The organism is Bordetella genomosp. 4 (assembly GCF_002261185.1).
Lineage (GTDB): Bacteria > Pseudomonadota > Gammaproteobacteria > Burkholderiales > Burkholderiaceae_B > Bordetella_A.
The window spans coordinates 1-13,515 of sequence record NZ_NEVQ01000008.1 but is presented as its reverse complement, the minus strand read 5'-3'; the positions used below and the strand labels follow the sequence as shown (position 1 = coordinate 13,515).

At 58.5% G+C, this 13,515-nt stretch carries 15 protein-coding genes, 2 tRNA genes and 1 pseudogene; 13 read left to right on the top strand and 5 right to left on the bottom strand.

Annotation, left to right across the window (positions count from 1 at the left end; genetic code table 11):
- Positions 1-17 precede the first annotated feature (17 nt).
- Positions 18-1,007 carry a Bug family tripartite tricarboxylate transporter substrate binding protein gene (locus CAL20_RS05330; protein ID WP_094837368.1) on the bottom strand — a complete coding sequence of 330 codons (990 nt, stop codon included), beginning with the start codon at positions 1,005-1,007 and terminating at the stop codon, positions 18-20.
- Between the two features lie 104 nt (positions 1,008-1,111).
- Here CAL20_RS05330 and CAL20_RS05325 point away from each other — a divergent pair, with 104 nt between their 5' ends.
- Positions 1,112-1,864: an IclR family transcriptional regulator gene (locus tag CAL20_RS05325; RefSeq protein WP_094837367.1), complete on the top strand. Its 753-nt coding sequence runs from the start codon at positions 1,112-1,114 to the stop codon at positions 1,862-1,864.
- Positions 1,865-1,867: 3 nt separating this feature from the next.
- On the opposite strand, the gene pdxR is transcribed toward CAL20_RS05325, so the two are convergent.
- Positions 1,868-3,292, bottom strand: a complete 1,425-nt coding sequence (pdxR, locus tag CAL20_RS05320; RefSeq protein WP_094837366.1) for a MocR-like pyridoxine biosynthesis transcription factor PdxR — start codon at positions 3,290-3,292, stop codon at positions 1,868-1,870.
- Between the two features lie 90 nt (positions 3,293-3,382).
- Here pdxR and CAL20_RS05315 point away from each other — a divergent pair, with 90 nt between their 5' ends.
- The 4 genes from CAL20_RS05315 to CAL20_RS05300 all read left to right on the top strand — a co-directional run bounded on the left by CAL20_RS05315 (position 3,383) and on the right by CAL20_RS05300 (position 5,871).
- Positions 3,383-3,814 (top strand): GNAT family N-acetyltransferase, encoded by a 432-nt coding sequence (locus CAL20_RS05315; RefSeq protein ID WP_094837365.1) that lies wholly within the window; start codon positions 3,383-3,385, stop codon positions 3,812-3,814.
- 53 nt (positions 3,815-3,867) lie between these two features.
- Entirely contained in the window at positions 3,868-4,299 is a 432-nt protein-coding gene (locus CAL20_RS05310) for a carboxymuconolactone decarboxylase family protein (protein ID WP_094820033.1), read from the top strand.
- A complete protein-coding gene (locus tag CAL20_RS05305; protein WP_094820032.1) occupies positions 4,296-4,901 on the top strand; it encodes an FMN-dependent NADH-azoreductase in 606 nt (201 codons plus the stop codon). The genes CAL20_RS05310 and CAL20_RS05305 overlap by 4 nt, the downstream gene beginning before the upstream one ends.
- A gap of 70 nt (positions 4,902-4,971) precedes the next feature.
- Positions 4,972-5,871, top strand: a complete 900-nt coding sequence (locus CAL20_RS05300) for a DMT family transporter (RefSeq protein WP_094820031.1) — start codon at positions 4,972-4,974, stop codon at positions 5,869-5,871.
- Between the two features lie 23 nt (positions 5,872-5,894).
- On the opposite strand, the pseudogene CAL20_RS05295 reads toward CAL20_RS05300, so the two are convergent.
- A pseudogene (locus tag CAL20_RS05295) lies at positions 5,895-6,118 on the bottom strand (GntT/GntP/DsdX family permease); the annotation flags it as partial.
- Positions 6,119-6,225: 107 nt separating this feature from the next.
- A complete protein-coding gene (locus CAL20_RS05290) occupies positions 6,226-6,990 on the bottom strand; it encodes a hypothetical protein (protein ID WP_094820030.1) in 765 nt (254 codons plus the stop codon).
- A 134-nt stretch (positions 6,991-7,124) separates the two neighbouring features.
- Between CAL20_RS05290 and CAL20_RS05285 the strand changes: the two genes are divergently transcribed.
- The 8 genes from CAL20_RS05285 to CAL20_RS05250 all read left to right on the top strand — a co-directional run bounded on the left by CAL20_RS05285 (position 7,125) and on the right by CAL20_RS05250 (position 12,824).
- Positions 7,125-7,200 (top strand) — tRNA-Gly (locus CAL20_RS05285).
- Positions 7,201-7,387: 187 nt separating this feature from the next.
- Positions 7,388-9,538, top strand: a complete 2,151-nt coding sequence (locus tag CAL20_RS05280) for a type VI secretion system Vgr family protein (protein WP_094820029.1) — start codon at positions 7,388-7,390, stop codon at positions 9,536-9,538.
- Positions 9,539-9,587: 49 nt separating this feature from the next.
- Positions 9,588-10,061: a hypothetical protein gene (locus CAL20_RS05275; protein ID WP_094837364.1), complete on the top strand. Its 474-nt coding sequence runs from the start codon at positions 9,588-9,590 to the stop codon at positions 10,059-10,061.
- Position 10,062: 1 nt separating this feature from the next.
- Entirely contained in the window at positions 10,063-10,890 is an 828-nt protein-coding gene (locus tag CAL20_RS05270) for a hypothetical protein (RefSeq protein WP_094837363.1), read from the top strand.
- A gap of 4 nt (positions 10,891-10,894) precedes the next feature.
- Positions 10,895-11,539 (top strand): hypothetical protein, encoded by a 645-nt coding sequence (locus tag CAL20_RS05265; RefSeq protein ID WP_094820026.1) that lies wholly within the window; start codon positions 10,895-10,897, stop codon positions 11,537-11,539.
- Positions 11,540-11,547: 8 nt separating this feature from the next.
- Positions 11,548-11,838, top strand: coding sequence for a PAAR domain-containing protein (locus CAL20_RS05260; protein WP_094820025.1), 291 nt, complete (start codon positions 11,548-11,550; stop codon positions 11,836-11,838).
- A gap of 192 nt (positions 11,839-12,030) precedes the next feature.
- Positions 12,031-12,612: a DUF6097 family protein gene (locus CAL20_RS05255; RefSeq protein WP_094820024.1), complete on the top strand. Its 582-nt coding sequence runs from the start codon at positions 12,031-12,033 to the stop codon at positions 12,610-12,612.
- Positions 12,613-12,750: 138 nt separating this feature from the next.
- Positions 12,751-12,824, top strand: a tRNA-Cys gene (locus CAL20_RS05250).
- A gap of 97 nt (positions 12,825-12,921) precedes the next feature.
- On the opposite strand, the gene CAL20_RS05245 is transcribed toward CAL20_RS05250, so the two are convergent.
- On the bottom strand, positions 12,922-13,515 hold a 594-nt coding region (locus tag CAL20_RS05245), incomplete at its 5' end, for a transposase (protein ID WP_143277046.1).

Genomic DNA, 13,515 nt, shown 5'->3' with positions numbered 1-13,515 from the left:
AACAACTCCTGATAGGGTTATTGCACTTTGAGGCCGGCCGAGGTCACGACTTTGCCCCACTTCGCGATCTCGCTATCGATGAATGCCTGCAAGGTCGCCGGCGTATTGGGTTGTGCAGGCAACACGAACCCGCCGTGCTCATAAGCACTGCGCATCTCGTTACCCGCCAGATCTTTATTGATCGTGGCATTCAGTTTCTCGATGACGGCAGCAGGTGTGCCTGCAGGGGCCATGACCGCAAACCACGACTGCACAGAGAACCCTGACAACCCCGACTCCGCCAAGGTCGGCACGTCAGGCACAAAAGGAACTCGCTCAAGCGACGTCACGCCCAGGACACGCAGCTTGCCTGCCTGGACTTGCGGTAACGAGGACGGCAGGTTGTCGAACATCGAGTTCACCTGCCCGCCTAACAAATCAGCGACCGCCGGTCCGCTGCCTCGATACGGCACGTGCAAAATATCCGTGCCGGTCGCCATTTTGAAGAGCTCGCACGACAGATGGATAGAAGAACCGCTACCCGACGAGGCGCAGGTCAGTTTGCCGGGATGGCTTTTGGCGTACGCGATGTACTCCTGCACCGACTTGATGGGCAGGCCAGGATGCACCACCAGGATGTTGGGGATGGTGGCCAGCAATGCCACAGGCGCGAAGTCTCTCTTGAAATCGTAGTTCAGCTTTTCGTACAGGGTGCGGTTGATCGTGTTCGCGATCGAACCGACGTACAAGGTGTAGCCGTCAGGCTTGGCGCGGGATACCACCTCGGCGCCGATGTTGCTGTTCGCACCAGGGCGATTCTCGACGACCACTGCCTGGCCCAGCGAGTCCGACAAAGACTTCGCCATCAGACGAGCCACGATGTCTGTGGCGCCGCCGGCCGCATAGCCGACGACGAGTGTGATAGGACGCGAAGGGTAGTTGTCCGCCGCTTGAGCGCCAGTTGCAAAGCCGATGCCCGCGAGGGCGAGTGTCAGGCACCCGGCAAAACGTCGCATAACAGAATGCATTGCAGTCTCCAATGGGTTGTTTATTATTTGGACAATATGTATTTGCCCTGCGCGATCTATGATGTGCTCACTCAGATATCTCGCAAAGATGTTGTGTTTGAATAATGAACAAAGACTCCCAAAGCAGTAGCCATGGCGCCAGCACGCTGAGACGGGGGCTGCATATCCTGGCAGCACTGCGGCGCTCCCCCGAAGGGCTGGACATCAACGGGATTGCCCGGGCGCTGTCCATGCAGCGCACCAGCGTCTATCGCTACATCTCCGTCCTCGTCGAAGAAGGCTATGCCGTTCGCGACCCGCAAACGGGCCTGTACCGCGCAGCGTCGCTCTGGCCGCAATTGGGCGACGAGCAGACGCTGTCCGTGGCGCGGCTCGCTCCTGCCATGCGGCGCATCAGCGATCACACAGGCGACTCGTCTTTTTTAATCTGCCGTGTTGGTTCCGATTCGTTGTGCCTGCATCGGGAAATCGGCAGCTACCCCGTGCAGGTATTAGCCGTGACCATCGGCCACCGCCAGCCTTTGGGGGTCGGCGCAGCGGGGCTGGCGTTGCTGGCGGCTTTACCCCCAGATGAGGCGGAAGCCGTCATCCAGCAAAACCGTGAGGCGTTGCGCTCATACGGAAACATGACCGTAGCCCACATGAGGCTGTTGGTCGAGGCCACACGTGACAGAGGATGGGCAACTGTCGGCAATGCAGCCGTCTCGGGCGTGCTCGGCGTCGGCGTCGCGTTGCGCGATCGGTCCGGCTACCCGCGATTGGCGCTCAGCGTCTCGTGCATTGTCGATCGAATGCCTGCCCCTCGCCAACGCACTATCGCAGAGCTGATTCGCCGTGAAATCGGAGATGCCGTGTGACCCCTACCGCTCGACAACCAGCTCCGCCAACCGCCCAACGGCGGCCTGGGCAGCCTCGGGCGTAGCGAAATTGGCAAACCCCATGATCAATCCCGATAGCGGCGATTTACGCATGCACCAATGACTCAATGCCTGAACGGCCAGCCCATTGGCCTGCGCTTGGGCCGCGATGCGTTTGTCATCAAACGGCCCGTGTAAATGCGCCATCACTTGAATGCCTCCCGCCTTCGGCTCGACATATAGCCGATCGCCCAGCGTACGTTGCAGCGCATCGACCGCATAGGCGCGCCTTTCAGCATAAAGCGAACGCATCCTGCGCAGATGCCGCGCAAAGTGTCCCTGCTCGATGAAATCGGCGACCATGGCCTGCGGCAGTATTGAACCTGCGCCCGGCATGTGCTCCACGATGTCTCGGAACTCCTGAACTTGCGAAGCCGGCACGACTAAGTAGGCCAATCGCAATCCAGGAAACAGCACTTTGCTAAAGGTCCCGGTGTAGAGCACCCTGCCCTCGCGATCCAGGCTTTTCAATGCCGGCAAAGGGCGGCCGTGATAGCGAAACTCGCTGTCGTAGTCGTCTTCGATGATCCACGCCTCGCGATGGCTGGCCCATTCCAGGAGTTGTAATCGCCGGGGTAGCGACAAGGCCATCCCCATGGGGCTTTGGTGAGCCGGTGTCACCACCACAAAACGCGCTTGATCCGCGCGCCGTTTTCCGACATCCACATTCAGGCCTTCGCTATCGACCGTAACGGGCATCAAACGCAAGCCGAGTTGATGCAGACACTGCCGAGCAAAGAGATAGCCGGGCTCTTCGTACCATCCCAGATCTCCGGCTTGCAACAGGGTGCGATAGACCAGTTCCAACGCACCTCGATAGCCGACCGTCACGAACACCTGTTCGTGCGAACAAACGATACCGCGGGAAATGCCCAGATAAGTCGCAATGGCGCGCCGCAGGGGCTCGTATCCCGCCGGATCGGGCGCAAGCATCGACGCCGTCTCCAGCGTACGCAGACTGCGCCCCGCCAGGCGTGCCCAGGTTTTACGCGGAAAGGCATCCAATGCAGGCAACCCCAGCCTGAAGGGCACATCGTCCCCTAGCATCTCCGGGGGACGTGCCGACGCATGCATGCCCGAGCTGGACGCCTGGACGTGAACGGGCTCCGATAACGTCCCCAATCGCGGCGACACCACTGTCCCGGCCGCGCCGCGCGCCACAAAATAGCCCTCGGCGACCAGCATCTGATACGCCGTCTCGATGGTTCCACGCGCCAGGTTCAACTCGCTGGCGAGGCTGCGCACAGAAGGCACACGATCGCCTGGCGACAACTTGCCCGACTCGATCGCCTCCCGGTATCGCCGATATAGCTGCAAATAAACCGGCCCTCCGTGCTTGCGGTTCAGCTTCAGGCCACGCCAGTCCATCAATCATGTCCCATTAATTTATTTAAATCTTGCACCTATCCGATAGGTCAAGATTTTCCTAAATTAGAGGCCTCACCACAAGGAAATCCCATGTCAGACCTGCATTTACGCCATCTCGAGAGCGATCAAGATTATCAAGCCGGCTTTGAAGTCATGCGGGAACTGCGTCCGCATCTGACAGACGCCAGTGCCTTTGCCGCCCAGGTACGCCGGCAAGCCGAGCAGGGTTACCGCCTGCTGGCAGCCTGGCGCGACGAACAGATTCAAGGACTGGCAGGGTATCGCCTGCAGGAAAACCTGATATACGGACGCTTTCTTTATCTCGATGACCTGATCACCACAGAAAATGCGCGCCGGCATCGCGTGGGCGCAACGCTGATCGACAGCGTGCGCGACGAGGCGCGACGCCAAGGTTGCGCGCATTTTGTGCTGGACACCGGTCTGGCGAATGCTTTGGGACAACGCTTTTATTTTCGCCAAGGGTTATTGGCCAAGGCGCTGCATTTCGGTCAGCAGCTGTAAATTCCTCTTATCGCTGCTTTTTTATTTTCGAGTATTCCTCATCGGAACAGACAATGAGCACACTACGCCTCCCTTATTGGACGCTTTCGCCCGAAGCCTATCAAGGGTTCATGGCCACCAAAAAAGCCCTGGAAAAAAGCAGCCTGGGCAAATCACTGATCGAATTGGTCTGGCTGCGCATGTCGCAGATCAACGGCTGCGCATTCTGCCTGGAAATGCATAGCAAATCGCTGCGCGGCGACGGCATCGATACGGCGAAGCTTGACAGCGTTGCGGGATGGCGCGTGAGCGAGCGGTTCACAGAACGCGAACGCGCCGCGTTGGCATGGACAGAATCGCTCACGCATGTGGATCAAACGCATGCGCCCGACACAGATTTCGAACCGCTCAAGGCGCACTTCAGCGATGCCGAAATCTCGGATCTATGCTTTGCGATCGCCTTGATGAGCGCGTTCAATCGGCTGGCCATCGGAATGCGACAATGAACATTCTGCATATCGACTGCAGCCCGAGAGCCACATCACATAGCCGCCAACTTTCGGCGGCGATTGTGGCGCGGTTGCTCGCTGCTCATCCTGATGCACGTATCACGCGCCGCGATCTCGGCAGCGATCCGATTCCGCACGCCGAGTCCGATTACGCGACCGCGTTGTCCTCGCGCGAGACATTGGATATAGGCGTAGCCAATGGCGCAACGCGTCTGTCGGAACAGTTGATTCTGGAGATCGAAGACGCGGATATCCTGGTCATCGGCACGCCGATGAATAACTTCACGGTGCCATCCGTACTCAAAGCCTGGATAGACCAGATCGTACGCATCGGCCGCAGTTTTGCGCCGGCGCCCACCGGCGAAAAAGTCGGGTTGCTGCCGGATCGTCCTGTGTATATTGCCATCTCGTCTGGCGGGCTTTTCACAGGAGACAACGCCAAGCAACCGGATTTTCTGACGCCCTATCTATCCGCCGCACTGGGATGCGTGGGATTAAAGAACTTGCAGTTCCTGTCGTTGCAGGGAACGGCGTTTCGTGCGCCGGAGCAATTGGCAGCGGATCAAGAGGCAATGCTTGCCGCGCTCAATCCCGCGTGAATGGCCTTTCCCCTGCAAGATTGTTAATCTCCTTGCAGGAGAGTACAGCCACTCACATTGGGACAAGACGGTGCCACAGACCGGAAATCAAACCGCAACATCATCGACGTCCTATTGGGTGATCGCCTCGCCCGCGCTTTTTCTCTTGCTCTGGTCCAGTGGATTTGTTTTCCTGAAGGCCGGATTGCAGTATGCCGACCCGCTGACGTTTCTGGCATTGCGTTATGTGTGCGTGGTGGGATTGCTCATCCTCGCGTGTTGTTGGCGCCGGCCGAGCTTTCGATTGACGGCCAACGAATGGGTCAGTCTGATCGGCACCGGCCTATTAATTCAGGCAGGTTATTTTGCGTTCACTTATCTCAGCCTGAAACTCGGCACATCCGCCGGAACGATTGCGCTGATCACCTCGCAACAGCCTATCCTCATCGGGCTGCTCGCACCCTGGGTCGCAAAAGAAAGCGTGGGGCTACGCAGGTGGATCGGCTTGATCCTGGGCGTGACCGGCGCAATCGTCGTAATCCTTTCTAAATCATCCATCGCACTGACGTCGACATTGGGGCTGGGATTCGCGGTCCTGGCGTTGCTCACCCTCGCGGGAGGCACGCTGTGGGAAAAGCGTTTTGGCACGCAGGCCGATGTGCTGACGGCCAACACCGTGCAGTACAGCGTCGGTCTGGCCGTCACGGCACCATTGGCATTCTGGCTGGAGCCCATGCAGGTGCAATGGACCGCCGGCCTGTTTGGATCGCTGGCTTATCTGGTCGTGTGCAACTCGCTGCTGGCGATCTCGCTGCTGCTGGCCATGATCCGGCGCGGTGAGGCATCGCGCGTATCCGCGCTGTTTTTCCTCGTACCGCCGATGACCGCGATCATTGCGTTTGTGGTCCTGCGGGAAACGCTGCCGGCACTGGCCATTCCTGGCATGGCGCTCGCCGCAGCGGGGATTTATCTAGTAATGAAGCGATCCTGAGACCCCGCGCTCGTCGGATGAGGTCACACCAACGGCGGCAGCAGATTCAACAGCAACACCATGATCAGACCCACCACGGCCACGATCGACTGCACCACCGAGATGGTCTTGGTCGCCTCGCCCATGACATGCCAAAGGATTCTTTGACGAGCCAGAACCCTGCGTGATTGGCATAGTTGAAAAACAACGAACCGCAGCCGATCGACAAAGCCAGCAACGGCAGATTCAGCGCGGGATCGGCGCCGGCCGCGCTAGATCTCCGTGAGAAAACTGGGTTTCCTGGGGCGAGGCGGCCGGGCGTTTGCCTGATTATTCCATGGGGCACGTGACAGTCTGCTGAGCTTAGGTCCGCTGCTATCGCTGCGCCATCTCGGCCAAACCGGTTTTGGCGCGATCGATCCAATCGCGATTATGTTGGCGCGCGTATCGAGGACCGTGCTTTGCGTCCTGCAAAACATCGTTGTACAGCGCTTGCGCCTGTTTGCGGTCCGCCTCATTATTTTGCTGGACCAGCCAGTCCGCATACAGGCATCGAGCCGCGGCATCCGTCCCATAGGTGACTGCCTGCTCAAATGCCTGGCGTGCCTGCGCCGAGCCAGTCTGGGCCAAGACCCGGGCATACAGCAAAGAGGGGCCCGACTGTTCTTTCGCCGACGGCTGCGCGACAAAGAGTTTTTCCAACGAGAGCTTGGCGCCCGCCGCATCGCCGGTCGCATATTGCGCGCGTGCCAAGCCTTTCAGCAAATCGGGGTCATCCGAAAACGGGCCATTGGCGGCCTGCTGATACTGCTCGCATGCCTCGGCAGCCTGACCAGCCTCGAGCAGCAAATCCGCCAGCCGCATGCGATGCTGGATCGTCGGCGCATGCTCCAGATCCTCGCGCGCTCTGCGGACGGCCTGATTGGGGTCGATCAACCGCGACGCCACCTTTGCTGTCGTACGAAACCCACGGGAATGACGCATTTCCGGCAGATAGATCGCAAAAAAGTACACGATGCTGCCGAGACCGGGGAACGAAAACAGGATGAACAACCAATAGGTGTTTTGCTGGCTACGCACCGCATGGACGGCGAAAAACAGGGCGATGACCACGTGAAGGCCAAGTCCGAGATATGGCATGGAGCAATGAAGTCAGATCTGAAAAGGGGACAATTATGCCCCCGGCGCCCGCGATGGTGGGCCGAAGTTGCGCAACCCGAAAAAATCCTGCTATAATTTTTTTCTTTGGTGCCACGCACTGGTGTCACCAAGATGCGGGAGTAGCTCAGTTGGTAGAGCGCAACCTTGCCAAGGTTGAGGTCGCGAGTTCGAGACTCGTCTCCCGCTCCAAATTTTGATTTACAGACCCCGCGATTGGCGTCTGTAAGTCCTTGAAAAAAGGGGCTTCGGCTCCTTTTTTTTCGTTCCAGGGAATGCCACGACAATCCGCCCACAGCCAGCATTTTGAGGCGCCAATGAGGCACAAGAATGCGGGTGGGCCGGCCAGGGGATAGCTGCTGGGGCGGAGCAGGATGAGATGCCTTCGATAGCAGATCTATCAAACATGCTGAATACGGACCGGGTGATCCGGGTCTCAGTGGGCGCCGAGCCCTCCGGATTTCTGTTCGATGCCATGCAAGGCACGGACGGCCTGTCTACCTTGTCAGAGTACCGCGTTCGCCTGCTGCATCGTTCGATGCACGTCGACGTCGGAAGCCTGCTGGGACAGCCCCTTACCCTGACGATAGAAACGCCGGCCACGCCTCGATATCTCGGCGGCGTGATCGCCAGCTTTGCACTGCTGGGCCAGGCCGACGGCACGGATCGCTATTTCGTCTACGAGGCCGTGGCGGTGCCCTGGCTGTGGCTGGCCACGCACAAGCGAGACTTCCGCATTTATCAGAACCAGTCCGTGCCGGACACTATCAAGCAGGTGCTGGCGCCTTATGGTTACGCATTCGAATTCGAGCTGGCAGAAAACTACGAACCGCGCGTCTATTGCGTGCAGTACGACGAAAGCGATTTTCACTTCGTCAGCCGGCTGCTGGAAGCCGAAGGCATTCACTACTACTTCCGGCACGCCCAGGACGAGCACACGCTGGTGATGAGCGACGAAGTGCATAGCCACAAGACCGTGCCCGGCTATGAACAGGTCCGGTACTTCGCCGAAGACAAGCTGACGCTGCCTCGGCAGGACTACATGACCGGGATGGCGGTGTACCAGGGCCTGCGCCCTGGCCGGTACACGACCAATGACTACAACTTCGTCACGCCCAATGCCGACCTGAAGGCCCGTCAGCAAATCCAGCTGCCCCATGAGCACAGCCAGACCGAGGTGTACGACTGGCCCGGCAACTACGGCGACACGGCACTGGGCGAGCGCTACGCACGCCAGCGCATGGAAGAACAGCATCACGTGCGCAACACCCGTACATTGCGCAGCACGGCCCGGGGCGTGGCGACTGGATCGCGGTTCAATCTGACTGGCTGCCCGCGCACGGAAGAGAATCGCGAGTATCTGGTGCTCGCCACGCGCTACGACCTGAAGGAAAACAACTACAGCTCCGTGGGCAACGATGCGTCGCAGGGCCACAGATGCCTGTTCAACCTGACGGTACAGGATACGAAGCTGCCGTTCCGGCCGCCCCGCATCACCGAAAAACCGCGATCCAGAGGTCCGCAAACCGCGGTAGTAGTGGGGCCGCAGGGCAAGGAGATCTGGACCGACGAGTATGGCCGAGTCAAGGTGCACTTCCACTGGGACCGCTACGACAAGCGCGACGAGAACAGCTCCTGCTGGATCCGTGTATCAAGCAGTTGGGCCAGCGGCAATTTCGGCGCGATCCAGGTGCCACGTATCGGCGACGAGGTCATCGTGGATTTTCTGAACGGGGATCCGGATTACCCGATCATCACGGGACGGGTATACAACGCGGCGAAGATGCCGCCCTGGAAGCTGCCTGACAATGAAACGCAGATGGGCATCTACACGCGCTCCAGCCCTGGCGGGAACTATCACACGGCCAACGCCCTGAGATTCGAGGATAAGGCCGGACAGGAAGAGATCTACGTTCTGGCACAGAAGGACCGCAACGAAAAGACCAAGAACAACCATACCGAGCGGATCGACAATAACTGGGTGCAGTCGGTGGGGAACCACAAGGCCATCGAGGTCGATGGAAATCACAGCGAGTCAGTACACGGCAACATGACGCTGCATGTGGGTCCCAGCGGCGTGGGACGCGTGTTGTCCGATTCGTTCCGCAAATTGGTGAACGGTATTGCTGACGTGGCCAAGGCATTGCCCATCCCGGGCATCAACCAGCTGGGGCGCGGCGTGTATTCCCTATTCGCGGACCAGGCCATCAACGAGGCCACTGCTGGCGTCAAGACCGAGTTCGTGGGCCTGACCAAAACCGTGACGGTAGGCGGTACGATTGTGGAAAGCGCCGGTCATTCGATACAGCTGACGTCGGGCTCCAACATTTCGGTGGACGCTGCGAACACGGTTTCCATGACCTCGAATGGCGAGTTCCATGTTCAGGTCGGCAAATCGGAATTGCGCTTGACTGCCGATGGGTTCATTCGTTTGAGCGGAGACACGCTCTTTTTGAATTTCGAGAACGGCATAGAAATGCAAGCCACGAACGAAATTGCGCTGTCGTCCAAGAAAATCAATCTGAATTGATCGCCCTCTTATCAAGAGTCATCCAATCGCATTAAGCACATCAATCATCATGATCCACAACAAGCGACAGTTTCTTATCTCGAGCGTGACATTGTTGCTCGTGATCGCCAGTGTATTGATTGCATCGCATTTTTTTGGTGAGCAAGGCCAACCGCCACTGGCTTCGACACAAGGGCAGCTTTCTTGTAGCAGCGAGCAGTATTCCGAATACAACAAGAACATGGTGCTGGCCGGAGAATTGACGATCGGCAGGCAACCGCCGTCGGGGACGCTTCAGCAGCAGCAAGCCATGGTCGACGCTTTCGGAACACTCAGCCTGCCCAGAGACAAGACCATCATTTCCGCTGGTCACCTGAAAACGGGCAAGGTGTATACCAAGGTATGTCAAAACGAAAAATGCACCATGAACGAGATGGCGGAGCCCGAGCAGGCCTGCTTGACCGAGAATTGGAGTGGTTGCCAATATCTGGCAATGCAATTCAGAGAAAAACAGTACTGCTTCCTGACGCCCTCGGATCAGTGACATGAGCGACACAGAATTTCCGTTTGGCAATGACCTGATGAAACCCGACGATTGGGTAGGCACCATGGGCGCGAAATCCAAACGTTGGCTCATTTCCTATGAAGGCAGCCTGGCCGTCGTATGCGGCTACCACAGCTTCATTTTTCTTGGCTTGGACAGCATGGCCATCAGCGTGGTGAACATCCTGAACTGCGGTCTCACCGCAAGCGCCCCCATCGGCAAGATATTCAAGGCCGTGGGCGGCACCGCCAGGGAGGCCTTGGCCTTCGAGAAAGCCAACGATCTCGCCGGGAACGCCAAGAAGATCGACGATGCCGTCACCATGGAGCGGGAACAAAGCGAAGCCAACAGCGGCATGGCGCTGTACGAGCGCATGAAGAAGGCGATCCCTCAATTGATTTACGCGAACAAGCCCTTTTCGTTCGACGATCTCGCAGGCATGCCTGGCGGCATTGCCGGCGCCGAGATCGAGGCGGTCGGTGCCGCGGGCGTATACCGAATCGAAGGCTACGACGGCATAGCGGGAGGTTTGACGAGCGATTTTTTCTTCAGGGCCACGGTCGCCAACGCTGGGACAGGGTTGATAGCAGGTGGTGTGGGAATATCCGCGGGCGTCTGGAGCGTCGAGGGTCCACGCAATCTCTATTGGGAACTGGCCGCCAGCGCACGCGCGCGCTGTGCCGTGGAAAACAGCGCACCGAGCTACGACCAGCCCTATCGGCAGATTCCCAACCTTCATCCGTATCTGCAGGGCCTGCCTCCGGCGGGCTGCTCGATGGAAGAAACCCACTTCAATCCTGCCCGCCTCATGCAGCAACCGATCCCATAATCCAATGAATACGCAAAGCGCAATCGAATCCAGCAAGCCGGCATTGGCTGGCGCCAAACTGTCCAAGGGCGGTCAGAGCTTGCCAGATCTGTGGCGCATTCAGCACTCGAACGCCAACCTGTTCGCCCGCTTTGTCAGAACAGGACAACCTCAACGAGCGGCAAGCATCTCGGCGCTGATTGGCGAAGGAGAGAGAGCCATCCGACAGGAACTGCAATCCATTCCCGCAGCGTCCTGGGCAAGCCTGTGCGCGGCGGCCGGCTGGACGCATGTCGGCGCAGCAGCGCTGTCCTGGTGCGAAGGCGCCAGCGAGGCACAGATATGGCAGGCATGGGCTGAGGCCACGCCATCGGCGGCTGCTCCCGAAGATGCCTTCTTCATCGCAGCCAGATCGATGAACCCCGCGTTCCTGTTCGAAGACCAGACCCTGTCGTCTTTCGTGCCGCAACTGTTGGCGGACACGATGAAGGTGTACGTATCGCTGGCAGCACGTTGCGAGCAGGTGTCGATGGATTGTTCGCCGGCAGCGCTACATGCCCTGCCCAGGGAGTTTCAGCAGTTCCTGTCCCATCGAGAAATCAAGTTCGCCCAGACGGACGAGGCGCTGAGCGCCGCACCTACCCGTAGAATCAACCTGTTCGGGATATAGACACGACCATGCCAGCCGCAGCCAGACTCAACGATCAGGCATCCGACCACGATGGTGCGCCGCCGACACCGTGTACCGATGCGTCGCCCGATGTCAGCATCGACGGCCGCGCCGCCGTACGTGAAGGAGACCCCTTCGCCTCGCACGCCCGCCCGAACGAGTCCGATCATGCGCGCAGCCTGGCGGCAGGCTCGAGTTCGGTGTTCATCAACGGCAAGCCTGCCGGCAGGATAGGCGATCCGATTTCATGCGGCGGTCGGATCGCGGAAGGCTCAGAGACCGTGTTCATCGGCGGCTGAGAACGGCTTGCCGGTAAGCCGCCGGCGAGTACCGTCTGCAGTTCTTGCGGACGACACTGCTATGATTCTGTCCTGGCTGATGACATGCGGCGCTCCGATAGTTGCGGTATAGGCGCAACGATTTCTGTTGCCGCCCCAGCTTTTCTGATATCGCGCGCATGCCGCAGCGTCTGCTTTTCTTACGAGTTTGCCGTGAATTTTCTGTACAACCTTGGCGCATCGCTTCAATTCCTGTCTTTTGCGAAACAGCAGCTACAAGGCATGCATGCGCTGATTCATGCGAAACAGATTCCGGTCGAAAAATCACAGGATTTTTTTCAACAAGCGACCGATCTGGAGCGCGCGTTGGGCGATCAGTCGTACGCGCAATCCTTGCGCCGGTACCAGAACGCGAAAAAATGCCTGGTGACCGTCGCCAGCCTGATCCTGGCAATCGCAGTGATTCTTTACGCCTTGTCGCTGTTTGGTCCGACGAGCGGCACGATTAAAGCCGCGGCGGGTCAGCTCATGTCCGATTTCATGCTTTTCGCGACGACGATCAGCATCGTCGCAGGAGTATTGCTGGTTGGCCTCATCGGCGCGCATTTTTATATACGCTCGCTCGAGAAAAAGCTGATTGGGAAGAATCTCAGCGCGCTATGGGCCAAGATCCTGCAACACTGGGCTCCCGATCTGGCTGCAAAACAGGACATCGCGAGCCTCGACCCCGAGTCCATTGCACAGTTCGTCGCCGTGCAAACGCGGATTCAGGATGTGAATCTGGACCTGAAGTAGTCGCTGCGGGGGCCGCCGTCTGGCCCCACTCCGGCCCAAGCACATGGGGCAATTCACAGAATTTGGGCCGAAAGCTGCTCAGCAAAACACAACGCCACAAATTCCTGTACAATAGCGGGCTTGGCTAATCACGCCTACGGCGCAATGGCAGAGTGGTTATGCAGCGGATTGCAAATCCGTGTACGTCGGTTCGATTCCGGCTTGCGCCTCCAATAAAACAACGGCCCGTTCAGGGCCGTTTGTTTTTTCTACGCTGCGTTCTGCGCTGCAGCCGTCGGCTCTACCCCATAAACGGGGGATGGGCATTCATCAGACTCGGTTAATCACACCGTTCCAACCGCACTGAGCCAAGACTCTCATGCGGTAATTCTCAAAATTTCTGAACCCAAACGCCCGGCGTGAGAGCATCTCCATCTTCGTATGGAATCCCTCGGTGATCCCGTTGGACTTGGTGAAACGCCACATTCGTACGATCGGCTCCAGCCACGATAGTAACGTCGCGGCCAGCGCCTTGGCCGGACTTTGCTCGAACTGCCGGATCAACGCCAGGAATTTGGGTAGCATTTTCTGGGAGCGTTCGGCCTTCAGGCTCTTCAGGACTAAAAAGCCGTTGAGCTGCTGCTTGGCAAAATACAGCGCCTGCAGCACCGGCATCTGTGCCAGGTACTGGTGCAGGTTTTCCTTCTGCAGGGCGGTCAGTTTCCAGTGATGGCGGCGCATCAGGCTTAATAGTCCACGGTTTCTGCGACCGTCGGGATCGTGCTGTTGCCACAGCTTGAGGAAATGGTGATTCACCAGCCGAATGACGTGGAAACGGTCAGCCACAATCATGGCATTGGGGAAGTACCGTTGGGCAATTCGGCGATAGGTCTCGGACAAATCCATGACGATGACCCGCACGTG